Below are 23,516 nucleotides of genomic sequence, written 5' to 3' on the forward strand. Positions count from 1 at the left end.
ACCCTCGCCTCCCCGATGCAGGGCACCATCGTCAAGATCGCCGTGGAAGAGGGCCAGGAGGTCAAGGAAGGCGACCTCATCGTCGTCCTCGAAGCCATGAAGATGGAACAGCCCCTCAACGCCCACCGCTCCGGCACCGTCAAGGGCCTGGCCGCGGAGGTCGGCACCTCGGTGTCGTCCGGCGCCGCGATCTGCGAGATCAAGGACTGACGACTGCCCGCCCGAAGACGATCGGGCGGGCATGCTCGCCTCGGAGTCGCGTTTACTTGTTGCCCATATCACGCACATCTCTGGCTGATTCAGCTAGACGTGATAATCGACGCGAGATTTACTTAACCACTGTCCACGGATGTGCTCCCACCCCCGGGCACCACCCCTCATGTGCTGCTGACGCGTCATCCACCCGAGGAGAGTTCCCTCATGCAGACCACCGGCATCTCCGCCGTCGTCACCGGCGGCGCCTCCGGGCTCGGCCTGGCCACCGCCAAGCGTCTGGTCGACGGCGGCGCCGAGGTCGTCCTGCTCGATCTGCCCACCTCCGACGGAGAGGCCGTGGCCAGGGAGATCGGCGCGGCCTTCTGTCCCGGTGATGTCACCGACGAGACCGACGCCGCCGCAGCGGTCACCACCGCCGCCCGGCTCGCCCCGCTGCGCGTCGCCGTCAACTGTGCGGGAATCGCGCCCGCCGCTCGCACGGTCGGCAGGCAAGGCCCGTTCGACCTGGGCCTGTTCGAGCGTGTCGTCCGGATCAATCTGGTCGGCACGTTCAACGTACTGCGCCTGGCCGCGGCCGAGATGGCCGGGAACGACGAGATCGACGGAGAGAGGGGTGTCATCGTCAACACCGCTTCCGTCGCCGCGTTCGACGGGCAGATCGGCCAGGCCGCGTACAGCGCGTCCAAGGCAGGCGTAGCGGGCATGACCCTTCCCGTCGCCCGGGACCTCGCGGGGCTCAAGATCCGCGTGATGGCCATCGCCCCGGGTACGTTCCGTACCCCGATGATCGCCGGTCTGCCCCAGGAGACCCAGGACTCCCTCGGCGCCCAGGTCCCCCACCCGTCCCGCCTCGGCGAGCCCGACGAGTACGCCGCCCTGGCCGAGCACATCGTCCACAACTCCATGCTCAACGGCGAGGTCATCCGCCTGGACGGCGCCATCCGCATGGCTCCGAAGTAGACGTGCCCGCGCCCCGATCCCCGGTGCCGGGGCAGTCCTTGGCAGTTCCGCCCGGCGCCCGTGCACCTCATCCGACCACCGCAGACCTAGGATGTCCGACGTGAGCACGACGAGCAGCGGTCCGACCCGGCGCCCGAGGAACCGCAAGGTACTGATCCTCGCGGCCGCCATGGACTGCTTCCACGAGTCCGGCTACGAGGCGACCGGCATGGAGGACATCGCGTCGGCCGTAGGGATCACGGCCGGCGGGCTCTACCGTCACTTCCGCGGCAAGCAGGAACTGCTCGGCGCCGCACTGCTCGACAGCACCGATCAGCTCCTGGGCGTGATGGCAGAGCCGGGCGATCTCCCTTCCCTGACAGACGCCGTCGCCTCCTTCTCTCTCGACCACCGGTCGTACCCGGTGGTCTGGGACCGTGAGACCCGCCACCTCTCGGAGCTGCACCAGGACGAGGTACGAGAGCGCCACGCGCGGATCGCCGATTCGCTGGGCGTGGCACTCCGCGCGGCCCGGCCCGAACTCGCCCCGCAGGACGTTCCTCTGGTGAGCTGGGCCGCGCTCGCCGTGCTCGCGAGCCCCTCCTACCACCGCACCGAACTCCCCCGCCGACGCTTCGAGGACCTGCTCCAGAAGCTGGCGGAGGGGGCCTGCCGGACGACGCTCCCCCCTGCCCCGCCCCGAGCCACGCCGCCGGCGGCCAGGAAGCAGGGCCTGACGCCGGCCTCCCGGCGGGAGGCCCTGCTCGCCGCAGCCGGACCGCTGTTCGCACAGCACGGCTACCAGTCGGTCAGCATGGAGGACATCGGAGCGGCGATCGGCATCTCACGCCTGGCCGTCTACCACCACTTCCCCGGCAAGGCGGATCTGCTCGCCGCCGTACTCCACCGGGCCTCGGAGGTGAAGTGGGCCACGCTGGTGCACGACCTGGCGCAGAGCTCCACAGCGCGGCAGGCCCTGGAACGGCTGCTGCGCAGTTACGCGCGGTCCACGACGTCCGACCACGGCTCCGGTGTCCTGCTGACGGTCAGCGAACGGGCACACGTTCCCGCTGCCGACCAGGAAACACTGCACCGGTCCCAGGTGGACTACGTGGCCGAATGGGTCGCCCTGCTGCTCGACTGCCGGCCGGACCTCGACCAGATCGAGGCGCGGGTCACCGTCCAGGCCGCGCTGACCGTGCTCAACCTCCTGCCCAGACTCCCCGTGGTCAAGGACCGCGTCGAGGCCGCTTCAGCCTTGGTTCACCTGGGCATCGCGATCCTGGGGATCGACGGCCCGGCCGCCGCCTGATCCCCGAGCGGACGGCCGTCGGCCGAACCCCTGCCCGGCACGCCCGGGCCGCACCGGGATCCCGCGTGCCCGCATACAGCCGGCGCGCCCATGCCCGCCTCGTCCCCTCCCGTCACCAGTCCAGGAGAAACCATGTATTTCCGGACCAGCAACGAATCCGCACAGGAGGGCGCGGAAGCCCTCGCACCTCTCCGTTTCCAGCGATGCGCCTGGTGCGCCAGCGCCTTGTTCGGCGGCCGGTGCATCTGCCCTCACTGCGGCGGCGAGGACCTCACCTGGGAGGACAGCCAGGGCACGGGCCGGATCGACGACTACCAGTACAGGCCTCGCAAGGGTCATGAGCCCCGCCTCGTGTGCCTGGTCGGGCTGGACGACGGATTCAGCATCGAGGCACGTCTCAGCGGATGCACCATGCCCGCACCCACCGTCGGCACCCGCGTACGCTTCCAGCGCTTCGTGGACGGCAGAGTGCCCGTCTTCGCGGTCCAGGCTCCCGCCGACGCGGATCAGCGCCGCTGAAATCCGCCCCCCTCTAGCGCGCTCGCGCGCACTCCAGCAGCGCCCTGACGTACGGGTTCGCTTCGTCCCTGCGGGCGGCGAACCCGATGGTGAGATCGGCGAGGCCCGTCACCGGCCGGTAGGTGATGCCCGGCACCGCGAGGAAGGCCCGCGCTCCCGATCCGGTGACGCCGAAGCCGCGGCCGGTGGCGACGGCCGCCATCCACTCGTGCACGGTGCGGGTCCTGACGGCCGTCTCACCGACGTTCCACCGCTGCAGGAACGACGTGGTGGGGACGTCGTACCAGACCGACGGAAGACCCTTGAGGTCCTCAGCCACCAGTGCCTCCCGCTCCGCCAGGACGTGGCCACGAGGCAGGGCGACGAGGGCGGACACCACGTCGACCGGCACGGTGTCGAGTGTGTTCTGTCCGTGGGGCAGATACAGCACGGCCGCGTGGCACGCCTCCTCCCCGAGACCGGCGTCAGGGTCGTTCCACGAGGTTTCCTCGAGGCGGACCTCGACGTGCGGGTGTTCCGCTTCGAAGGCGGCAAGAACCCGTCTGGTCGCCGGACAGACGCCACCCGGTACGAACCCGAGCCGCAGGACCGCCGACTTGCCGGCGGCGGTCCGCCGTACGCGGTCGACGGTCTCGTCGGCCTGCGCCACGAGCAGCCGGGCATCGGCGAGCAGCGCCTCACCGGCCTGGGTCAACGCGACCCGGCGGGTGGTCCGTTCGAAGAGCTGGACCCCCAGTTCCTCCTCCAGCTGCCGGATCTGACGGCTGAGGGCCTGTTGCGCGACGAAGAGCCGGGCGCCCGCCCGGGTGAAGTTCAACTCCTCGGCGACCACGATGAACTGACGGAGCCGCCTGGCGACGAGATCGACAACCACACGTTGTGAATACCACGAAAATTCGGTTCTTCACACCCCTGACCAGGGTCTCTACAGTCACAGGAAGGCCAGAGAACCGCAGGACCCCTACCCCCCGAGGACGTGACATCCCCATGGCACTTCGACTGATGCAGGGCGGAATCCGGACGCTGGAGAGGACCGCGGCCGACGAGCCGTACAAGCGATTCGCTGTCCGTCCCGTGACCTCGCTCATCGGAGCGGAGATCTCCGACGTGGACCTCACGGCACCGCTGGACGAGGAGTTGCGGGAGGAACTGCGCCGGGCCCTGCTGGAGTGGAAGGTCATCTTCTTCCGTGACCAGTCCCTCAGCCCCGAGCAGCACATACAGCTCGCCTGCGTGTGGGGCGAGCCCGAGGCCAACCCGTTCTTCCCCACGGGCGACGAAGCCCGTATCTCACGGCTCGCCAAGGGCACCGACATGTACGGCAAGGAGAACCTGTGGCACTCGGACCACTCCTTCCTCGCCGAGCCGGCCCGGGGCTCCGTACTGCGCGCCATCGAGGTCCCCGACCACGCAGGCGACACCATGTGGGCGGACATGGCGGCCGCGTACGACAACCTTCCCGAGGAGGTGAAGGAGCGGATCGACGGGCTGGAGGCAGAGCACGACTGGATCGACACATGGGGTCGCGCCATCCCCGAGGAGCAGCGGGACGCGGTGCGGGAGAAGCTGCCCACCGTCGTCCATCCCGTCGTCAAGGTGCACCCCTTGAGCGGCCGCAGGACGCTCTATGTCAACGAGCCGTTCACCATGCGTCTCGTCGGTGTGCCCGAGGACGAGAGCCACACACTCCTTGAATACCTGCGGGCCCAGGCCCGGGTGCCGGAGTACCAGGTGCGTTTCCGCTGGGAGCCCGGCTCGGTGGCGGTCTGGGACAACTGGGCGGTCCAGCACTACGCGATCAACGACTACTACCCGCGGCGCCGCGTGATGGAGCGGATCGCCATCGCGGGCACCGGCTGGAACGGCACGGTCTGACACCCGGCCGGGACCGCGGCGACGGTCCCGGTCACCGTGCGCCCGGCAGGTCCTGCCGGGCAGGGCGTCCCTCCGGTCGGTCCGCCGCACTCGGGAACCAACGCACGGGGTGACCGTCGGCGCTGTGCACCGTGCCACGGTTGCGCAGCAGGACGAGATGGGCGATCGTCTCGGCCAGGGCGAAACGGCGGCTGGTCGTGTCGAAGGTGTCCCAGGGGCGGGACCACACCAGCTGCGAGGACAGCTCCCAGGCGGTGGACCCGGGCTTCTTCCCGACACATGCGTCCAGCTCGGCGAGACGCTCCGTGTGGTGACGCGCCATGTACGCCGTCCGCTCGTCGAGCCCCTTGAAGCGGTACTCGTGCGCCGGGAGCACCTCGTCCACGGCGAACCGGTCCAGCCGCTCCAGCGAGCGGAGGAAGTCCGCGAGCGGGTCGCCCTGGGTCTGCGCGTAGACGGCGATCTGCGGCGTGATCCGGGGAAGTACGTGGTCGCCGGAGAAAAGCAGCCGACGGTCGGGCTCGTAGAAGCAGGAGTGGCCGGGGCTGTGTCCCGGTGTCCAGATCACCCTCAGATCCAGACCGGGCACGCGGATCGCCTCACCGTCCTCCAGCAGCACGTCCGCCGGCGGGGCGTCCAGGGAACGGCCGACGTCCAGGGCGCCGACGGTCCGGCGCGCCTCTCCGGCGGGGACCCCGTGGAGCTCCAGGTGCCCGCGGATGTCTTCGGCCAGGCCTCCGGCGGAACTCGGCGTCGTACGTGCGGCCGCCGCGTCCAGCGCGTGCAGCGCGACCCATGCGCCGGATGCCTCACGGACCCGGCCGGCCAGACCCAGATGGTCGGCGTGGTGGTGGGTCACCAGCACGGCACGGACGTCCTTGATGTCGTGGCCGGTGGCGCGGACACCTTCGGTGAGGGCCAGCCACGAGACGTCGTCGTCCCAGCCTGCGTCGATCAGCACCAGACCGTCACGGCACTCCAGTGCGTAGACCAGGACGTAGCGCAGCGGATTGCGCGGGATGGGTACCGGGATGGACCACAGGCCGTCCGAGACCCTCTCCACGGGCGGCATCACCTTGTCCTGCCAGGCCTGCCACTGCACACTGCCGGTGATCTCCATGGTCATGGGGTTCCTTCGTCCGATTCCGGGCGGACCGCATCGTGGGCACGGCCCTCTCGCACGTCAGCGCGGGTTCAGTCCTGCAGCACCATGATCGTGCAGGTCGCGAAGGCGAGCAGGCGGCCGGCCTGATCGGTCATCCTCGCCTCCAGCAGTACGTTCCGGCGGCCCCGGTTGACGACCTCGGCCGTGCACTCCAGTACGCCGCTGTCCGGGGCCGCCGAGCGCAGGAACTTCACCGACAGATCGGTCGAGACGATGCGCGTCCCGTCCGGGACCGTCGTGTAACAGGCGGCAGCGCAGGCGCTGTCCAACACCGTGGCGTACATGCCGCCATGCAGGATGCCCTGTCCGTTGAGGTGGTCCGCGGTGGGGGCCATCTCGACGACGGCCCGCCCGTGCACGACGCTGCGCACCTCCATGCGCAGCAGCCTCTCCACCGGCTGCCTGGGGCCGCCCCCGGCAGTCAAGTGCTCCTGGAGCACGTCGAGTCCGCTGCGTACCGTCTGCTGACCGGCCGAGCCCTGGGCAAGGCCCCGGGCCGGTGACGTGGGTGCGTCGGGTGAGGGGTGAACGGTCATCAGGCGCTCCTTCTGTCGGCGAGGGGGTTCACCGGAGGGCCGACGGCCGCCTGATGAGTCCCTCCTGTACGACCGAGGCGACCAAGCGGCCGTCCCGGGTGAAGAACTGGCCGCGCGCGAGTCCGCGCGAGGAGGCGAAGTTGGGGCTCTCCATCGCGAAGAGCAGCCACTCATCGGCATGGAACGGCCGGTGGAACCACACGGCGTGGTCGAGCGAGGCGATCATCCGCTCGCGGGTGTCGTCCATGTACGGCAGGTCGGAGGTCTCCACCAGCCGGATGTCGGAGAAGTAGGTCAACGCGCAGGCGTGGAGCAGCGGCGTGTCCGGCAGGGCGTCGCGCGTACGCACCCACAGGTGTCTTCGCGGGCCCTGCCCCGTACTCGGAAGACTCCCCTGGCCGTGGGGATCGCCCACGCCGCGCGACTCCAGCACCGCTTCGAAGATCGGCCACCCGCCGTCGCGCGGCCCGGTCTCCCAGAGCTCGGGCAAGCCCTCCGGGCCCGGCGCGTCAGGCATGGCCGCCTGGTGTTCGGGGCTCTGCTCGGGTCGCTGGAAGGACGCCGACAGACTGAAGATCGTCTTGCCGTCCTGGACGGCCACGACCCGGCGGGTGGCGAAGGAGCGGCCGTCACGTGTCCGGTCCACCTGGTAGACGATCGGCCGGTCCGTACGGCCGGCCCTGATGAAGTACCCGTGCAGGGAGTGCACCCGCAGAGCGTCCGACAGCGTGCTGCCGGCCGCGATCAGCGCCTGCCCGGCGACCTGCCCGCCGAACGCGTGGAGTGGCGCGCCCTGGTGGCAGACGCCCCGGTACAGGTCCTCCTCCAGTCGTTCCAGGGTCAGCAGGTCCGAGAACGGCGTGGCGGGTTCCACGAACGTCCGTGCGGGGCCAGGGGGATGAGGGAGGAGGGCATCGTGCTGCATGGAGATCACCAACCGGGCGACGGTAGGGGGCCAGGAGAGCGGCCTCTTCCCGCACACCGGGCAGGGGCACTCACATACGATCAGTCGATCTTAACTACTCATTCACTTGATAGGCCAGAGACGTTACGAGGACCACATTTTCGGCACCCAGAGGCGTATCCGTGATTTACTCCAGGTGTGACGGAGACAGCCCGTCCGACCGACCGCGCCTCAGTCCCGAATCAGGCCGGGGCGCGGTCCGGCGGGGCCCTCAGTTGACGGAGCGCTCCACGCCGTCCCAGTAGGGCTTACGCAGCTCACGCTTGAGGATCTTGCCGGCCGGGGACAGCGGCAAGGCGTCGACGAACTCGCAGCTCCGGGGCGCCTTGTAACCGGCGATCAGCTTCCGGCAGTGGTCGCGGATCTCCTCCTCGCGAGCGGTGGCACCGGGCTTGAGGATGATGACGGCGTGGACACGCTCGCCCCACTGGCGGTCCGGTACCCCGATGACGGCGCAGGCGGCTACGGAGGGGTGCTTGGCGAGGGCGTTCTCGACCTCGGCGGAGTAGACGTTCTCACCGCCGGAGACGATCATGTCCTTCATCCGGTCGACGAGGAACACGTAGCCGTCCTCGTCCATGTATCCGGCGTCACCGGTGTGCATCCAGCCGCCACGCAGCGCCGCCGCGGTCTCCTCGGGCTTGTTCCAGTACCCCAGCATCACGTTGGGCCCGCTGACCACGATCTCGCCGACACGGCCGCGCGGAACCTCGTGGCCCTCCGGGTCCACCACCTGGACCTCGACGCAGGTGATGGCGCGCCCGGCCGAGCGCAGCAGGCCGCGCTCGTGGTGGTCCTGGGCGGTGAGTACACACGCTCCGGGCGCGAGCTCCGTCATGCCGTAGCCCTGGCTGAAGACGGCGGAGGGGAACACGGCCATGGCGCGGTCGAGCAGCGGCTCGGAGATGGGCGAGGCACCGTACCCGACCCGGTCGACGCTGGAGAGATCGTAGTCAGCGATCTTCTCGCGGTCGACCACCATCTGGATCATGGCCGGAACCAGCAGAAGGGCGTTCAGCCGGTGCTCCTGAATCGCTTCCAGGACCGCGACCGGGTCGAAGACGGGGAGGAACACATGGCAGCCGCCGACCAGATTCTGGTTGTTCCAGGCACCGAGGGCGGCGAGGTGGAAGAGGGGCGCGCAGTGCAGCAGCCGCTGGCCCCGCTTGGTGTCCTGGCCGGCGGCGACGAGGCCGTGACTCGAGGAGAGGATGTTCCGGTGGCTGAGCATCACCCCCTTGGGGAAGCCCGTCGTGCCACCGGTGTAGAACAGCCCCGCCAGCGTGTCGCCGTCGGCCCGCAGGTCCGCGACCGGTTCGGCGCCCGCGATCAGTTCCTCGTAACCGAGCATGCCGTCCGGGACCGGGCCGTCCCCGCAGTACAGCACCACGGCGATGCCGTCCCACAGTTCCCGCAGCCGCGGTACCAGGGGGGCGAAGGCGTCGTCGACGATCAGGACCCGGGTGCCGGACTCCTCCAGGGAGTAGACGATCTCCTGAGGGCTCCAGCGGGTGTTGACCGGGTTGACCACCCCGCCCATCCACCACACGCCGTAGTAGTACTCGTGGAACACGTCGGAGTTGAGCGCGAGCAGCCCCACCCTGTCACCCCGGGACACACCCAGCCCTCCCAGACCGCCGGCCAGACGGGCCACGCGGTCCGCCACCTCCCGGTGGGATCGCACCCGGTCGCCGCATATGGTCGCGGGAAGGTCCGGGGACTGCTGCACCGCTCTGTGCAGGCTCTGCGTCAGATACACCGCGATTACTTCCTTCGTATGGAGGGTGCATTGTTCTTACTCTGCGTTCACGTCGTGATCTCGTTCTTCGCCCACGCGCCGAGCAGCCGGGCGTCACGGTCCTGGTTGATCAGACAGCCGGCGCTCAAGGAACCGATGACCAGCACCGCCCCGATGAGAAGGAACCCGGTGGAATAGCCGTCGAGGGGGGTCGCCGCGGAATCGATGAGATTGCCGAGGACGAGCGGGGCGACCATGCCGCCGACACTGAACGCGGCGACGACGCACGACATCACCAGCCCGCGCTGCCCGGCGGGGGCGACGTCGGAGACCGTGGCGTAGGCCAGGCCCATGCCGCCGGTGGTCAGCGAAGCGCCGCAGACGATCAGGACGATCAGCAGAGGGCCCCGGCCGGCCATGCCCAGGCCCAGGGTGCACAGACCGCCGGCGCCCATCAGGGCACAGGGGATCAGTCCCCGGGTGATCCGGTTGGGGACGCCGCGCTCGGTCAGGGCTCGCGACACGAAGCCGGACAGGATGATGAAGAGCGCAGTCGCCGCGTAGGGCAGTGTCACCAGTTGCCCGGCCGTCCGCGCGTCATAGCCGAGACCTTCGCGCAGGTAGAGCGGCATCCAGCTGATCTTGACCGAAGCGCTGCAGTAGGCCGCGAAGAACAGGATGTGCACACCGATCACCGTGCGCGTACCGAACAGCCTCCGCAGCGGCACCCGGTCGGGCAGCGGGACGGTGGTGGGGTGGGTGGCAGCGGCCCCGGACTCGGGCCCTTCCCTGCCCACGAACAGCCAGACGGCCGTCCAGAGGACGCCGGCCACCGCGAGCACGGCGAACGCCGCGTGCCAGCTGTGCGAAATGATCACTTCCGTCAGCAGCGGGGCGGAGAGAAGCGGACCGACGGAGGCACCCGCGGTGACGAACGAGGTGGGCAGGGCCCGTTTCTCCGGGCGGAACCAGCTGTGGGTGACCGACATGGCCATCGCGGACGCCGGGCCCTCGGCGAAGCCGAGCAGCATCCGGCAGGCGACGATCACGGCGAAACTGGAGCTCCAGACCGCCGGGAGCATGCTCAGCACCCAGAGCCCGGCCGTGCCGGCCAGCAACCAGCGTGCCTTGATCCGGCCTATGAGCAGGCCGCCCGCGAGGGAGCCCACCGCGAAGAACCAGAAGAAGCTGCTCTGGACGACTCCGTACCGGGTCGAGTCGATCCCGAGGTCGCGGATCATGTCCACGCCCGCGATCCCCACGACCACTTTGTCGGCGTAATTGACGACGATGAACAGGACGAGCATCGCCACCACCCACCAGGCGCGTCGAGTGGTATCCGTCGGTGTACGGGGCGCTGTCGCCCGGGCCTGGGCTTCCGACCCCTGGTCCAACGTCATGGGTGACTACCTTCCGCTCGGGCTGAGGGCAGCGTCCTCGCACGCCCGCCACCGCGCGTCGAGGAGACGGGCAGGGCAGCGCGGGACGTACTGCTGCGGTGCGTCGAAGGGGATGGGCGAAGGCCCGGAGGCTTGTGGAGCCGGTCGACTCGGCGACCGTTCTCTGCCTCGACGATGCGGTGGGCTCCGGACCGGGTGGCCGGAAGCCCTCTGCCACACGGCGAGAGGGTGCGGTACGGGCCCGCCGCTTGTGGCGTTTCCCTCATCCGCTAGACTTCTTGGCGTTTACTTTCAGCCCTCCGCCGCTTCAAGTCAACACCCTTCGACAGCCTCATTTGAGACCGAGATGTGGTGTCGCAGCGGTCAGCTCCTTGCGAATGCCCATTCACCTAGGCTGATCGTCACCGCGGCCCGTGCGGCGCCCCGCGCGCCCTGGCACCACTCTCCGGCCGCCCGGCCCGGTCCGGACGGAAGACCCTAGGATGGCCAGGGTGAGCACGAGAACCGGGCGCCCGACCCGCCGACCCGCCGACCGTAAGTCGCAGATTCTCACCGCCGCCGCGGAGTGCTTCCATCAGGCCGGCTATCACGCGACGAGCATGGAGGACATCGCCGCCGCCGTCGGGATCACGGCCGGCGGGCTGTACCGGCACTTCCGCGGCAAGCAGGAACTCCTGAGCCGCGTCCTGCTCGACGGCCTGGAGCTGTTCTCCGGAGCCATGGCCGAATCCGATGACCTGGACACCATGATCAGGTCCATCGCGCGTTTCAGCCTCGACCACCGCATGCTTCCGATGCTGCTGGAGCGCGAGTCGGGCAACCTGTCAGAGCAGGACCTCGCCAAGGTGAACGAACGGCACTCGGCTCACGCGGCCACACTCCAGCGGGCCGTCCTCGTGAGCCGCCCCGACCTCGAACCGTGGGAGGCGTGGCTGCTCGCCTGGGGCGTCATCGCGGTGCTCTCCTCCCCGTCGTACCACCGCAGGAATCTGCCGAGGCCGCACTTCGAAGATCTGCTGTGTGCGCAGGCGACCGCCCTGTGCGGGACCCGTGCGCTGCCCGCGGTGGGCGGGAGGCCCGCCGCACGGTCCGGGACCGGGCTGTCCCACGTCTCGCGCCGGGAGGCCCTGCTCGCGGCGGCGATCCCCCTCTTCAGGGCGCGCGGATTCCAGATGGTCAGCATGGAGAGCATCGGGGCCGCGGCCGGAATCGCCGGACCCAGCATCTACAACCACTTCGCCAGCAAGGCGGAGATCCTGGCGACCGCGCTGCACCGAGAGGCCGAGGTCCTGCACTTCTCCCTCGCGAAGGCGCTGACGGAGAGCAGTACGGCCGATGAGGCGCTCGGACGCGTGCTCCGCTCGTACGCCGTCCTGTGCGGTTCCACGGGCAGCGCCATTCCGCTCCTGGTCGGCCGGCTCGGCGTCCTGTCCCCCGATGAGCAGCAGAGGTCCCACAGCGCGCAGGTCGGTTTCGTCACGGAGTGCTACGCCCTCCTGCGCACCTGCCGCCCCGGACTGAGCGAGGACGAGGCCGGCGTCCTGATGCCCTCGGCGCTCACGGTGATCCTGATCCTGTCCCGGCTCCTCGCCGCCCGGGACACCACGTGTCCGGAGGTCCTGGCGGGTATCGCGATGGACTCCCTCGGCGTCACCGCTCCGCCGCCCCCCGGCTCCTGACCCAGCGCGTCTGCCCGGGCCCTCCTGCCACGTTCGCGGCGGGGGCCCGGGCAGGCAGGTGGCCGGACGGTCAGAGGCCGAGCGACTTGGCGATGACGGTCTTCTGCACCTCGTTGGTGCCTCCGTAGATCCGGGAGACCCGGGTGGAAGCGTAGAGGCGGGCGATCGGGTACTCGAGCATGTACCCGTAACCCCCGTGCAGCTGAAGGCACTTGTCGATGACACGGCCCGCCGCCTCGGTGCCGAACAGCTTGAGCTTGGCGGCGTCGGCAGCGGTCAGCTCGCCGGCGTCGTACAGTTCGACCGCCTTGTCCACCATGGTCTGCAGGGCCTCGGTCTCGGCGGCGCACTCCGCGAGCACGAACTTGGTGTTCTGGAACGAGGCCACCGGCTTGCCGAAGACCTGGCGCTCCTTGGTGTAGTCGATCGCGAATCCGATCGCGGCGGTCGCGGTGGCAGCCGCGCTGATGCCGATGACCAGGCGTTCCTTGACCAGGTTCTCGGAGAGGTACAGGAAGGCCCTGCCCTCCTCGCCGAGCACCTCCTCGACCGGGACCTTGACGTCGGTGAACGACAGTTCGGCCGTGTCGGATGCCTTCATCCCGATCTTCTCGAGCTTGCGGCCGACCGCGAAGCCTTCGGCGTGCGCGTCGACGTTCAGGATGGTCAGGCCCAGTCGGCGGTTCTCCTCCGGGGCCGGGGAGGTGCGGCAGACCACCAGGACCCGGTCGGCCTGGACGCCGCCGGTGATGAAGGTCTTGGCGCCGTTGAGGACGTAGTGGGTGCCGTCCTCCGACAGCTCGGCACGGGTGGACATGCCCGCCAGGTCGGACCCGGTGCCCGGCTCCGTCATGGCGATCGCGTACATGGACTCGCCGCTCATGAAGGGGGGCAGCCAGCGGTGCTTCTGCTCCTCGGTGGCGTAGCGCATCACGTAGCCCAGGCACAGGCCGGTGTGGACGCCGGAGGCACCGAAGGTGACAGCGGCGCGGGCCGTCTCCTCGATGATCACGGTCTCGTACTTGATGCTGGTCTCGCCCGCCCCGCCGTACTCCTGCGGCACCTCGATCCCGAAGACGCCCAGTTCGCCGAGCTTGTTGTAGAACTCGCGCGGGGCGTGCCCGGCCCGCTCCCAGTCCGGGTAGAAGGGGGTGACCTCCTTGGCGATGAAGTCCCGGACGGTCTTCCGGAAGGCCTCGTGATCCTCGTTGAACACACTGCGCTGCATGGTGGGACCTCTCATGGTCGGTCGTCGCCCTGCCGGGCGGATGTGCGCCCCGGGGCCGGTGAGGTGCGGCGGGAATCCGCGCACCGCTGAGGCCTTCCGCCGACGCGGACGACAGCTCGCGCGGCTCAGCACTACGGAGCGGGCCTTAGCCGTAGCGCTTCCCCGTCAGGGACTCGCTCGACCGCGAGCATACCTCCGAGTAAACGACGTGTAACCCTCTTGCCGACCGCGAATTGCTACTGCGGACGAGACCGTGCGAAGTCCTTGATCCCAGCATAGACAGGGCATGCAGGACGTCTGGATCCTCGGTGCGAGGCCGCGTTGCGTAAATCACACGTCTTGAATGATGACCGTGTCGCCCCCTGGATGCCAAGCTCTCGGCGACCACGTTGTAAACGCCCACTAGCCACGCGAGGTTTTCCGTTGAGCAACAATGTGCAGGTGGTCGGGGTCGGGATGATCCCGTTCAAGAAGCCGGGTGCGAGTGACACCTACGACGTGATGGGTGAGCGCGCCGTGCGTGCTGCGCTCACGGACGCGGGGATCGGTTACGAGCTGGTCCAGCAGGCCTACGCGGGCTATGTGTTCGGTGACTCGACGTCGGGTCAGGCCTCGTTGTACGGGGTGGGCCTGTCGGGCATCCCGGTGCTGAACGTGAACAACAACTGCGCGAGTGGTTCGTCGGCGCTGTGGATGGCACGGCAGGCCGTGGCCTCGGGCGCGGCGGAGTGTGTGCTCGCCTTCGGCTTCGAGCAGATGCAGCGTGGTGCGCTGGGCGGCGGCAAGCCCGCGGACCGGCCGCCGGCCATGAAGCGCGGTATCGACGCGACGGTGGCGGCGCAGGGTTGGCAGGAGGGCGCGCCGATGGCGGCCCAGCTGTTCGGCGGGGCCGGCCAGGCCTACATGGACACGTACGGAATCAGCAACGAGGCGTTCGCCCGGGTCGCGGTGAAGTCGCGCAAGCACGCGGCGAACAATCCGTACGCGGTGTTCCGCGACCCGATCACGGTCGAGGACGTACTGGCCTCCCCGCACCAGTACGGTCCGCTGACGCGTCTGATGTGCTGCCCGCCCACCTGCGGCGCCGCCGCGGCGGTCATCTGCAGTGAGGACTTCGCCCGCCGTCACGGACTGCGGACCGATGTGCGGATCGCGGCCCAGGAGATGACCACGGACTTCCCCGGTGCGTTCGACTCCGGCGACATGATCAGGACCGTCGGCTACGACATGGCGAAGAACGCCGCCACCCGTGTGTACGAGACGGCGGGCGTGGGCCCGGAGGACATCCGGGTCGTCGAGCTGCACGACTGCTTCACCAGCAACGAGTTCATCACCTATGAGGCACTCGGCCTGACCCCTGAGGGCACGGCCGAGAAGTTCGTGATGGACGACGACAACACCTACGGCGGCCGGGTGGTCGTCAACCCGTCCGGCGGCCTGATGTCCAAGGGCCACCCGCTGGGCGCGACCGGTCTCGCCCAGTGCACCGAGTTGGTGTGGCAGCTGCGCGGCCAGGCCGACGCCCGCCAGGTCGACGGCGGACTCACCCACGCCCTCCAGCACAACCTCGGGCTCGGCGGCGCCTGCGTCGTCACCCTCTACGAGAAGGCGAACTGACCATGGCCCTGAACAAGGAGCTGATCGGGACCCGTATCCCGACGAACACCGTCGACATCGAGCGCGGCCAGCTGCGCTTCTTCGCCAAGGCGATCGGTGACACGGACCCCGTCCACTCCGACCTGGAGGCCGCGAAGGCTGCCGGGCACCGCGATCTGCTGGTCCCGCCGACCTTTCTGTTCTGTGCGGACAGCGCGCGGTCGGACGACTTCAACTTCGTGGAGTTCGCGGGGATCGACATCCGCCGGGTCCTCCACGGCGAGCAGGGCTTCACGTACCACCAGCCGGTCTACGCGGGCGACACGTTGACCTTCGAGACCACCGTCTCGGACATCTACAGCAAGAAGGGTGGCGCGCTGGAGTTCCTCGTCCAGGCCACCACGGTCACCCGCGACGGCGAGCTCGTCGCGGAGATCCACAAGTCCCTCGTCGTGCGCAACCCGGAGGCGGGCAAGTGAAGCTCGAACTGCCGAAGATCACCCGTACCACCCTGGCCCTCTACGCGGGTGCGTCGGGCGACCACAACCCGATGCACATCGACATCGACGTGGCGAAGTCCGCGGGCATGGACGACGTGTTCTCCCACGGCATGCTCAACATGGCTTACCTGGGGCGGCTGTTGACCGAGAACTTCGCCCAGGAGCGGATCAGGTCGTACAGCGTGCGGTTCACCTCCATCACCCCGCTGTACGCCGAGCCCACCGCCACGGCCACCGTGGCGAAGGTCGAGGACGGCCTGACCCACCTCGACCTGACCATGACCCTGAGGGACGGCACCGTCACCCTCGCGGGCACCGCAGTCATCGAAGGAGAAATCGCAGCATGAACAGCACCAAGCTCGCGGGCAAGACCGCCATCGTCTCCGGCTCCGGCCGTGGCATCGGCCGTGAGATCGCCCTGAAGTTCGCCGCCGAGGGCGCGAACGTCGTCGTCAACGACCTCGACCCGGCCCCCGCCGAGGAGACCGTCGCCGACATCAAGGCCGCCGGCGGCAACGCCGTCGCGTGCGTCGGCTCCGTCACCGAGGCTGGATTCGCCGAGCGGTTCGTGAACACCGCCATCGAGACCTTCGGCGGGCTCGACATCATCGTCAACAACGCCGGCTACACCTGGGACTCGGTCATCCAGAAGCACACCGACGAGCAGTGGGACGCCATGCTCGACGTGCACCTGAAGGCCCCGTTCCAGATCCTGCGTGCCGCCCAGCCGCACATCTCCCGCCTCGCCAAGGCGGAGGCCGCCCGCGGCGAGCGCGTCCACCGCAAGGTCGTCAACATCTCCTCCGGCGCCGGAGTCCACGGCAACGTCGGCCAGGCCTCCTACTCCTCCGCCAAGGCGGGCGTCATCGGTCTGACCAAGACCCTGTCCAAGGAGTGGGGCCGCTACAACGTCAACGTCAACGCGGTCGCCTACGGCCTGATCCGTACCCGCCTGACCGACGCCCCGGCCGGCGGCGGCTCCACCATCGACGTCGCGGGCCGCGAACTGCCCGTCGGTGTCAACCCGGAGCTTCTCGCCCGTCTGGAGAAGACCATTCCGCTGGGCCGCGGCGGCACCCCGCAGGAGGCGGCGGGCGCCGTCTACACCCTGTGCATCCCCGAGGCCGACTACATCAGCGGCCAGGTCATCTACTGCGCGGGCGGCAACTGACCCGCACGACGACATGTGGTCAGGGCCGGCGGAATCCGCCGGCCCTGACCGCACTGCCACTCGGGTCGGTCCGCCGACCCGCTCACAGGGAGAGAGACCCGTGTATCTGACGCAGAGTCTGCACCGAGCGCTGCAACAGAAACCCGACGAGGCCGCCACGATCTTCGGCGACCGGATACGGACCTGGCGCCAGAGCGGGGACCGTGTCGCGCGGCTGTCCGGAGCGCTGCGGGGGATGGGTGTGGCCGAAGGCGACCGGGTGGGCATCCTGTCGCTCAACTCCGACATCTTCCACGAGTACATGTACGCGGTGTGGTGGTCCGGCGCCGTGCTCAATCCGGTGAACACCCGGTGGAGCCCGCGGGAGATGGTGTACTCCCTGAAGGAGTCCGACACCAGGATCCTCTTCGTCGACGACACCTTCGCCCCCGTCGTGCCGGAGCTGCGCGCGTTGTGGGAGCACCTCGACATCGTCATCCACTGCGGTGACGGCCCGACCCCCGAGGGAATGCTGGCGTACGAGGACCTCCTCGCCTGCCATGAGCCGGTGGAGGACCTGCGCCTGGGCGGTGACCGGCTGGCCGGCCTCTTCTACACCGGCGGCACCACGGGCTTCCCCAAGGGCGTGATGCTCAGCCACGACAACCTCGTCGCCTCGGCGTGCAATTCGTCGGTCAGCGTCCAGGGCGCGGTCCGCGGCGGCCGGACGATGTACGGCGCGCCACTGTTCCATCTCGCCGCGCTGGCGAACTGGACGGGCCAGAACCTGGTGGGAGGCTCCCACCTGATCCTTTCGCGGTTCGAGGCCGGGGAGGTGCTGGAGACGATCGTCAAGCACCGCCCCACGTCGACGCTGCTGGTCCCGACGATGATCCAGATGCTGGTGAACCACCCGGACATCGGCGCGTACGACCTTTCCAGCATCCAGCGGTTCAGCTACGGCGCCTCGCCGATCTCCGAGACCCTGCTCAAGCAGACGCTCGACGCCTTCCCCCGGGCGGGCTTCGCGCAGGGTTACGGCATGACGGAGATGGCCCCCGGCATCGCCACCCTGCCGCCGGAGGACCACGCCGATCCGAGGCTGCTGCGCGCCGCCGGCCGTGCCATGGCCAACGTCGACGTACGGATCGTCGACCCGCTGGACGACGAGGTCCCGCGCGGCACCGTCGGCGAGATCGTCGCCAGGGGCGACAACATGATGCTGGGCTACTGGAACAGGCCGGAGGAGACCGCGGCGGCCCTGCGCGGTGGCTGGATGCACACCGGCGACGCCGGTTACATGGACGAGAACGGCTACATCTTCCTCGTCGACCGGATCAAGGACATGATCGTCTCCGGCGGTGAGAACGTCTACTCCGCCGAGGTCGAGAACGCCCTCGCCAAGCACCCGGCCGTCGAGTCCTGTGCTGTCATCGGCGTGCCGGACGAGGACTGGGGTGAGCGTGTGCACGCCGTCATCGTCCTCAGGCCGGGTGCCTCCGCCACCGCCGACGAGATGCGCGTCCACTGCAAGACCCTCATCGCCGGCTACAAGTCGCCGCGGAGCTGCGAGTTCGTCGAGAACCTGCCGCTCTCCCCCGCCGGCAAGATCCTCAAGCGCGATCTGCGCAAGCCCTACTGGGACGGCGCGGACCGATCCGTGGGATGAGCGGGCTTGCGGAACAGCCCTTCCTGCACGACCGACGCGACCAGACTGCCGTCCCTGCTGAAGAACTGACCACGCGTCAGACCGCGGGCCGACGCGTGGCTGGGACTCTCCATGGCGAACAGGAGCCACTCGTCGGCGCGGAAGGGGCGGTGGAACCACAGCGCGTGGTCGAGGGAGACCACCGGAGGGAACTCGGGGCCGTCCAGGTGCGGCAGGGTCGCGGTGAGGGCGAGCCGGATGTCGGAGATGTAGGTCAGCACGCAGGCGTGCAGCAACGGGCTGTCGGCGAGGGTGCCCCGGGCCCGCACCCACAGCTCCTGCCTCGGCCCCTGGCCGATATCGGGAAGGCCTGTGTACGCGCTGGTGGCGCAGCGGCTCTCCAGCACCGTCCCGAAGACGGCCGGGGCCTCCCTGCCCCCGTCCGCCTCCCAGGTCTCCGGCAGCCCTTCGGGGCCTGGCGTCCGAGGCATGGCCGCCTGGTGCTCAGGGCTCTCCTCCGGGCGGTGGAAGGACGCCGAGAGGCTGAAGATGGCGACGCCGTCCTGGATCGCGACCACCCGCCGCGTGGTGAACGAGCCGCCGTCACGGGTGCGGTCCACCTCGTAGACGATCGGCCGATCGGTCCGGCCTGCCCTGATGAAGTAGCCGTGCAGGGAGTGCACGAGCCGGTCCGGGGCGACCGTGGTCCCCGCCGCGACGAGGGCCTGCGCCGCGACCTGGCCGCCGAAAGCGCGAAGGGGCGCACCCGGGTGGCAGGCGCCCCGGTAGAGGTTCTCCTCCACCCTCTCCAGGTGGATCAGGTCAGTGATGGACGCAGCCGCGTCGTCGGTTCGCATCGGGGCTTCTTCCTCAGGTTCCGGAGCAGGGGCAGAGTGGAGACTTCCACTATTGATGATTTACCAGACGAAGATGTTTCCTTGCTAACGCATCCATTCGCTGGACATCAATGCTAATCGACATTAACTTGAACGCGGCTGGGGAGTGCGGCGGGGTCCGGATGCGGCCCCGTACGCACAGGACCGGCCCAGACCTCCGAGGCCCGCCGTCAGGGCCCGGGCCGCCGCCCCGGCAGGGCCTGGCGAAGCCCTCGACACGCGGACCGATCCGCCCCGGCCACCCCCGGACCTTCCAGAAGCACAGGAGTGCCGCAGCATGACCATCGAATCGCCGACCCTGAACACCGAGGCACCCCGAGGCCCGCTGGCGGGCATCAGGGTGATCGAGCTCGGAGGCATCGGCCCCGCCCCGTTCTGCGCGATGGTGCTGGGTGATCTCGGCGCCGAGATCATCCGCATCGACCGCCCCGCGGAGGCCGGCAGGGGCCCGGCCCGCCCGATCCTGCACCGTAACCGGCGCTCCATGACGGTCGACCTCAAGCAGCCCGCGGGCACCGAGATCATCAAGCACCTCGTCCGGGGCGCCGACGTGATCCTCGAGGGATACCGCCCCGGCGTCACCGAGCGCCTCGGTCTCGGCCCCGACGACCTGCTCGCCGTCAACCCCCGGCTCGTCTACGGGCGGATGACCGGCTGGGGCCAGGACGGCCCGATGGCCCAGGAGCCCGGCCACGACATCAACTACATCTCGCTCACCGGTGCCCTGCACGCCATCGGGCCCGCGGACGGTGACCCCGTCGTCCCGCTCAACCTGATCGGCGACTTCGGCGGCGGCGGCATGCTGCTGGCCGTCGGCGTCCTCAGCGCCGCGCTCAGCGCGCGCGCCACCGGCCGCGGCCAGGTCGTCGACGCCGCGATGACCGACGGTTCCGCCCTGCTGCTCAGCATGATGTACGGCTTCCTCGCGGGCGGCACCTGGCAGGACCAGCGCGAGTCCAACATGCTCGACGGCGCCGCCCCGTACTACCGCGCGTACCGCTGCTCCGACGGCCGGCACCTCTCCGTGGGCCCGGTGGAACCGCAGTTCTACGCCTCACTGCTGCGGGTGCTCGGCCTCACCGACGACCCGGACTTCGCGGGACAGAACGACCGGTCCAGGTGGCCGGCCATGAAGGAGAAGCTGGCCGCGGTCTTCGCCACCCGCACCCGCGACGCGTGGGCGAAGGAATTCGAGGGCCAGGAGGCCTGCGTCGCCCCGGTCCTCTCCCTCCTGGAGGCCGCACAGCACCCGCACAACGCGGTCCGCAACACCTATCTGACCCATGACGACGGCCTGGTCGAACCCGCGCCCGCGCCTCGGTTCTCCGACACCCCGACCGCCGTCCCCTCGCCCTCGCCGGTCGTCGGGCAGCACACCGACGAGATCCTCGCCGAGTCCGGTTTCGACAGCGAGCGCATCGCCGCCCTGCGCGCGGGCAGCACCGTCGCCTGACCCGCAGACACGTTCCGTCCCTTTCCTCGTCACCAGGAGAACTTGTGACCGGCATACAGACCAAGGACACGCTGTTCATCGGCGGCGCGTTCGTCGCCCCGGCGACCGACCACACCATCGAGGTCGTCGCCCCCGCCACCGAGCAGGTCATCGGCCGTACGCCGGAGGCTCGCCCCCAGGACATCGACCGGGCCGTCGCCGCCGCACGCAGCGCGTTCGACGAGGGGGCATGGCCCCGGATGGCCCTCGCTGAGCGCATCGAGGTGCTGCGCCGCTTCCTGGGCCTGTACGCCGCCCGGCTGCAGGAGACCGGGACGCTGATCGCGACCGAGGTGGGCTCGCCGATCCAGTGGTCGCTGCGTGCCCAGGCCGGCGCCCCCGCCGCGATCCTGGACTACTACCTCACCATGGCGCCGGACTTCACCTGGGAGCGCGAGGTGCCCGGTGCGGGCCGTCCCGTGGTCGTCCGGCAGGAGCCGGTGGGTGTGGTCGCGGCGATCGTCGCCTGGAACGCACCACACTTCATCAGCTTCAGCAAGCTGGCCCCGGCGCTCGTCGCGGGCTGCACGGTCGTGCTCAAGGTCTCGCCGGAGAACGCGCTCTCCTCGTACGTCATCGCCGAGGCAGCCGCCGAGGCCGGGCTGCCCGAGGGCGTGCTGTCGGTGCTGCCCGCCGACCGTGAGCCCTCCGCCTACCTTTCACGCCACCCCGGCGTCGACAAGGTGGCCTTCACCGGCTCGGTGGCCGCGGGCAAGGCCGTCATGGCATCCGCCGCGGCCAACCTCGCCCGCGTCACGCTGGAGCTCGGCGGCAAGTCCGCCGCGATCATCCTCGACGACGCGGATCTCGACCGGGCCGTCCCCGCGCTGATGCCGCACCTGATCCCGAACAACGGCCAGGTCTGCGTCTCGATGACCAGAGTGCTCGCACCCCGGTCCCGTTACCAGGAGATCGTGGACCGCCTCGCCGAGCAGTTCCGCGCGATGGTCGTGGGCGACCCGCTGGACGCGTCCACCACCGTCGGCCCGCTCGTCTCCGAGCGTCAGCGCGAGCGCGTGGAGGGCTACATCGCCCAGGGCATCGCCGAGGGTGCCCGCCTGGTCGTCGGCGGCGGCCGTCCGGCCCACCTCGCCAAGGGCTGGTACGTCGAGCCGACGCTCTTCGCCGACGTCGACAACACCATGACCATCGCACGGGAGGAGATCTTCGGACCGGTCGTCGTGGTCATCCCCTTCGAGGACGACGACGACGCCGTACGGATCTCCAACGACTCCGACTACGGCCTCCACGGCAGCGTCTTCTCCGCCGACGAACAGCGCGCCCTGGCGATCGCCGGCCGGCTGCGCACGGGCAACGTCGGCGTCAACGGCGGCGGGATCTCCTTCTCCGCCCCGTTCGGCGGCTACAAGAAGTCCGGGATGGGGCGGGAGTTCGGCCCCGAGGGGCTCCAGGCGTACCTGGAGAGCAAGAGCATCTACGCCGCCGCCCGGCCCTGAACCGCCGTAGTACCCACCCGATCCGTCCATTCCAGCCCAGCCCAGCCCAGCCCAGCCCAGGAGCATTGACCCATGCGTGCTGCAGTCCTGCGGGAGTACAACTCCGCACTCGAAGTCGTCGACACCATGGAGACCGTCGCGACCGGTCCCGGCCAGGTGCGGGTCCGTATCCGTGCCACCGGCGCCTGCCACTCGGACCTCTCCGGAATGACCGGGAAGCTCAGCACCCCGGCCCCGTTCGTGCCCGGACACGAGGGCGCGGGAGAGATCCTCGAGATCGGCGAGGGTGTCACCTCCGTGTCCCCCGGTGACCACGTCATCGTCAACTTCATGCCGCCCTGCGGTTCCTGCGCCCACTGCGCGCGGGACGAGGGACATCTGTGCATGGCGCTGATGGCGACCGCCTCCCGGACGCCGAGCTTCCGGCTGGACGGCAAGCCGGTCTTCGGTCTCGTCGGCTGCGGCACCTTCGCCGAGGAGGTCGTGCTCCCCCACCAGAGCGTCGTCCCGGTCGGCGAGGACGTGCCCTTCGACATCGCGGCCCTGATCGGCTGCGGTGTCACCACCGGCACCGGGGCGGTGTTCAACACCGCGCAGGTGGAGAAGGGTTCGACCGTGGCCATCGTGGGCTGCGGCGGCGTCGGCATCGCGGCGATGATGGCCGCCCGGCTGTCCGGTGCCTCGCAGATCCTCGCGGTGGACCCGAGCGCGGCCAAGCGCGAGCTGGTCACCGGCTTCGGCGCGACCGCCACCGCGTCCCCCGAGGAGGCCGCTGCGGTGGCCGACGAGCTCACCGGCGGCCAGGGCTTCGACCACACCTTCGAGTTCGTGGGCCGCTCCAGCACCGTCGAGGCCGCCTACAAGCTGGCCCGCCGCGGCGGCACCGTCACGGTCGTCGGTGTCGGTGCCCTCTCCGACACCTTCCAGGTCTCCATGGGCGCCCTGGCCATGCAGAGCAAGAACGTGAAGGGCTCCGTCTACGGCGGCGCCGACGTGCCCCGCCAGATGGACCATCTGGTCTCCCTCTGGCGCGACGGCAGTCTGGACCTCGCCTCCCTGATCACCAACCGCATCGGGCTGGACGACATCAACCAGGCGTTCGACCTCATGAAGACCGGCGACGGCATCCGTACCGTCATCGAGCTCTGATCCGGCATCCCTCCGGCCCAACGGCAGGGCCGGCCCGCCGCCTCGGGTGACGGGGCG

Annotated in this window: 22 protein-coding genes; 14 read left to right on the plus strand and 8 right to left on the minus strand. The window is 69.6% G+C overall.

Annotated features, from left to right (window positions below; translation table 11 throughout):
- The 4 genes from ACIRD8_RS25635 to ACIRD8_RS25650 all read left to right on the plus strand — a co-directional run.
- Positions 1-210: acetyl-CoA carboxylase biotin carboxyl carrier protein subunit (locus ACIRD8_RS25635; protein WP_403995964.1), on the plus strand; the 210-nt coding region annotated here is incomplete at its 5' end.
- Between the two features lie 210 nt (positions 211-420).
- Entirely contained in the window at positions 421-1,176 is a 756-nt protein-coding gene (locus tag ACIRD8_RS25640; RefSeq protein WP_403995967.1) for an SDR family NAD(P)-dependent oxidoreductase, read from the plus strand.
- A gap of 100 nt (positions 1,177-1,276) precedes the next feature.
- On the plus strand, positions 1,277-2,467 hold the full coding sequence (locus ACIRD8_RS25645; protein ID WP_403995969.1) for a TetR/AcrR family transcriptional regulator: 1,191 nt from the start codon (positions 1,277-1,279) through the stop codon (positions 2,465-2,467).
- A gap of 132 nt (positions 2,468-2,599) precedes the next feature.
- Positions 2,600-2,986, plus strand: coding sequence for a Zn-ribbon domain-containing OB-fold protein (locus ACIRD8_RS25650; RefSeq protein WP_403995971.1), 387 nt, complete (start codon positions 2,600-2,602; stop codon positions 2,984-2,986).
- A 13-nt stretch (positions 2,987-2,999) separates the two neighbouring features.
- Here the strand turns inward: ACIRD8_RS25650 and ACIRD8_RS25655 are convergent, their stop codons facing one another.
- A complete protein-coding gene (locus ACIRD8_RS25655; protein WP_403995973.1) occupies positions 3,000-3,860 on the minus strand; it encodes a LysR family transcriptional regulator in 861 nt (286 codons plus the stop codon).
- A gap of 113 nt (positions 3,861-3,973) precedes the next feature.
- On the opposite strand from ACIRD8_RS25655, the gene ACIRD8_RS25660 reads away from it, so the two are divergent.
- Complete coding sequence (locus tag ACIRD8_RS25660) at positions 3,974-4,861, plus strand: TauD/TfdA dioxygenase family protein (protein ID WP_403995975.1); 888 nt, start codon at positions 3,974-3,976, stop codon at positions 4,859-4,861.
- A 31-nt stretch (positions 4,862-4,892) separates the two neighbouring features.
- Here ACIRD8_RS25660 and ACIRD8_RS25665 read toward each other — a convergent pair whose 3' ends face one another.
- The 5 genes from ACIRD8_RS25665 to ACIRD8_RS25685 all read right to left on the minus strand — a co-directional run bounded on the left by ACIRD8_RS25665 (position 4,893) and on the right by ACIRD8_RS25685 (position 10,664).
- Positions 4,893-5,987: an MBL fold metallo-hydrolase gene (locus tag ACIRD8_RS25665; protein ID WP_403995978.1), complete on the minus strand. Its 1,095-nt coding sequence runs from the start codon at positions 5,985-5,987 to the stop codon at positions 4,893-4,895.
- A 68-nt stretch (positions 5,988-6,055) separates the two neighbouring features.
- Positions 6,056-6,562, minus strand: coding sequence for a PaaI family thioesterase (locus ACIRD8_RS25670; protein WP_403995981.1), 507 nt, complete (start codon positions 6,560-6,562; stop codon positions 6,056-6,058).
- A 28-nt stretch (positions 6,563-6,590) separates the two neighbouring features.
- Entirely contained in the window at positions 6,591-7,436 is an 846-nt protein-coding gene (locus ACIRD8_RS25675; RefSeq protein ID WP_403995984.1) for an acyl-CoA thioesterase, read from the minus strand.
- Between the two features lie 301 nt (positions 7,437-7,737).
- Positions 7,738-9,285, minus strand: a complete 1,548-nt coding sequence (locus ACIRD8_RS25680) for a long-chain fatty acid--CoA ligase (protein WP_403995987.1) — start codon at positions 9,283-9,285, stop codon at positions 7,738-7,740.
- A 47-nt stretch (positions 9,286-9,332) separates the two neighbouring features.
- Positions 9,333-10,664 carry an MFS transporter gene (locus ACIRD8_RS25685; RefSeq protein WP_403995990.1) on the minus strand — a complete coding sequence of 444 codons (1,332 nt, stop codon included), beginning with the start codon at positions 10,662-10,664 and terminating at the stop codon, positions 9,333-9,335.
- A 491-nt stretch (positions 10,665-11,155) separates the two neighbouring features.
- Between ACIRD8_RS25685 and ACIRD8_RS25690 the strand changes: the two genes are divergently transcribed.
- A complete protein-coding gene (locus ACIRD8_RS25690; RefSeq protein WP_403995993.1) occupies positions 11,156-12,343 on the plus strand; it encodes a TetR/AcrR family transcriptional regulator in 1,188 nt (395 codons plus the stop codon).
- A 70-nt stretch (positions 12,344-12,413) separates the two neighbouring features.
- Here the strand turns inward: ACIRD8_RS25690 and ACIRD8_RS25695 are convergent, their stop codons facing one another.
- The gene (locus tag ACIRD8_RS25695) at positions 12,414-13,571 is read right to left on the minus strand and encodes an acyl-CoA dehydrogenase family protein (protein WP_403995996.1); all 1,158 of its coding nucleotides are present in this window, start codon (positions 13,569-13,571) and stop codon (positions 12,414-12,416) included.
- A gap of 423 nt (positions 13,572-13,994) precedes the next feature.
- Between ACIRD8_RS25695 and ACIRD8_RS25700 the strand changes: the two genes are divergently transcribed.
- The 5 genes from ACIRD8_RS25700 (at position 13,995) to ACIRD8_RS25720 (ending at position 18,486) form a co-directional block, all read left to right on the plus strand.
- Positions 13,995-15,188, plus strand: a complete 1,194-nt coding sequence (locus ACIRD8_RS25700; RefSeq protein WP_403995999.1) for a lipid-transfer protein — start codon at positions 13,995-13,997, stop codon at positions 15,186-15,188.
- Positions 15,189-15,190: 2 nt separating this feature from the next.
- Positions 15,191-15,646 carry a MaoC family dehydratase N-terminal domain-containing protein gene (locus tag ACIRD8_RS25705; RefSeq protein ID WP_403996002.1) on the plus strand — a complete coding sequence of 152 codons (456 nt, stop codon included), beginning with the start codon at positions 15,191-15,193 and terminating at the stop codon, positions 15,644-15,646.
- The gene (locus ACIRD8_RS25710; RefSeq protein ID WP_403996005.1) at positions 15,643-16,014 is read left to right on the plus strand and encodes a MaoC/PaaZ C-terminal domain-containing protein; all 372 of its coding nucleotides are present in this window, start codon (positions 15,643-15,645) and stop codon (positions 16,012-16,014) included. The genes ACIRD8_RS25705 and ACIRD8_RS25710 overlap by 4 nt, the downstream gene beginning before the upstream one ends.
- Positions 16,011-16,838 (plus strand): SDR family NAD(P)-dependent oxidoreductase, encoded by an 828-nt coding sequence (locus tag ACIRD8_RS25715; protein ID WP_403996007.1) that lies wholly within the window; start codon positions 16,011-16,013, stop codon positions 16,836-16,838. Before ACIRD8_RS25710 ends, ACIRD8_RS25715 begins: the two co-directional genes overlap by 4 nt.
- Before the next feature lie 100 nt (positions 16,839-16,938).
- Positions 16,939-18,486, plus strand: coding sequence for a long-chain fatty acid--CoA ligase (locus ACIRD8_RS25720; protein ID WP_403996010.1), 1,548 nt, complete (start codon positions 16,939-16,941; stop codon positions 18,484-18,486).
- Here the strand turns inward: ACIRD8_RS25720 and ACIRD8_RS25725 are convergent.
- Complete coding sequence (locus ACIRD8_RS25725; RefSeq protein ID WP_403996013.1) at positions 18,453-19,322, minus strand: acyl-CoA thioesterase; 870 nt, start codon at positions 19,320-19,322, stop codon at positions 18,453-18,455. The two genes, ACIRD8_RS25720 and ACIRD8_RS25725, sit on opposite strands and share 34 nt — an antisense overlap.
- 316 nt (positions 19,323-19,638) lie before the next feature.
- Between ACIRD8_RS25725 and ACIRD8_RS25730 the strand changes: the two genes are divergently transcribed.
- The 3 genes from ACIRD8_RS25730 (at position 19,639) to ACIRD8_RS25740 (ending at position 23,459) form a co-directional block, all read left to right on the plus strand.
- Entirely contained in the window at positions 19,639-20,814 is a 1,176-nt protein-coding gene (locus ACIRD8_RS25730; protein WP_403996016.1) for a CaiB/BaiF CoA transferase family protein, read from the plus strand.
- 44 nt (positions 20,815-20,858) lie between these two features.
- On the plus strand, positions 20,859-22,310 hold the full coding sequence (locus ACIRD8_RS25735) for an aldehyde dehydrogenase (RefSeq protein ID WP_403996019.1): 1,452 nt from the start codon (positions 20,859-20,861) through the stop codon (positions 22,308-22,310).
- A gap of 72 nt (positions 22,311-22,382) precedes the next feature.
- Positions 22,383-23,459, plus strand: a complete 1,077-nt coding sequence (locus tag ACIRD8_RS25740; protein ID WP_403996022.1) for a Zn-dependent alcohol dehydrogenase — start codon at positions 22,383-22,385, stop codon at positions 23,457-23,459.
- Positions 23,460-23,516: the final 57 nt, after the last annotated feature.

It is taken from the genome of Streptomyces sp. NPDC102451 (assembly GCF_044765485.1).
Taxonomy (GTDB): domain Bacteria; phylum Actinomycetota; class Actinomycetes; order Streptomycetales; family Streptomycetaceae; genus Streptomyces.

What these genes read in the sequence shown, in the direction of transcription:
- ACIRD8_RS25640 (WP_403995967.1), top strand. Translation starts at nt 421, where the DNA reads ATGCAGACCACCGGCATCTCCGCCGTCGTCACCGGCGGCGCCTCCGGG.
- ACIRD8_RS25650 (WP_403995971.1), top strand. Translation starts at nt 2,600, where the DNA reads ATGTATTTCCGGACCAGCAACGAATCCGCACAGGAGGGCGCGGAAGCC.
- ACIRD8_RS25660 (WP_403995975.1), top strand. Translation starts at nt 3,974, where the DNA reads ATGGCACTTCGACTGATGCAGGGCGGAATCCGGACGCTGGAGAGGACC.
- ACIRD8_RS25665 (WP_403995978.1), bottom strand. Translation starts at nt 5,987, where the DNA reads ATGACCATGGAGATCACCGGCAGTGTGCAGTGGCAGGCCTGGCAGGAC.
- ACIRD8_RS25670 (WP_403995981.1), bottom strand. Translation starts at nt 6,562, where the DNA reads ATGACCGTTCACCCCTCACCCGACGCACCCACGTCACCGGCCCGGGGC.
- ACIRD8_RS25685 (WP_403995990.1), bottom strand. Translation starts at nt 10,664, where the DNA reads ATGACGTTGGACCAGGGGTCGGAAGCCCAGGCCCGGGCGACAGCGCCC.
- ACIRD8_RS25695 (WP_403995996.1), bottom strand. Translation starts at nt 13,571, where the DNA reads ATGCAGCGCAGTGTGTTCAACGAGGATCACGAGGCCTTCCGGAAGACC.
- ACIRD8_RS25705 (WP_403996002.1), top strand. Translation starts at nt 15,191, where the DNA reads ATGGCCCTGAACAAGGAGCTGATCGGGACCCGTATCCCGACGAACACC.
- ACIRD8_RS25715 (WP_403996007.1), top strand. Translation starts at nt 16,011, where the DNA reads ATGAACAGCACCAAGCTCGCGGGCAAGACCGCCATCGTCTCCGGCTCC.
- ACIRD8_RS25725 (WP_403996013.1), bottom strand. Translation starts at nt 19,322, where the DNA reads ATGCGAACCGACGACGCGGCTGCGTCCATCACTGACCTGATCCACCTG.
- ACIRD8_RS25730 (WP_403996016.1), top strand. Translation starts at nt 19,639, where the DNA reads ATGACCATCGAATCGCCGACCCTGAACACCGAGGCACCCCGAGGCCCG.
- ACIRD8_RS25740 (WP_403996022.1), top strand. Translation starts at nt 22,383, where the DNA reads ATGCGTGCTGCAGTCCTGCGGGAGTACAACTCCGCACTCGAAGTCGTC.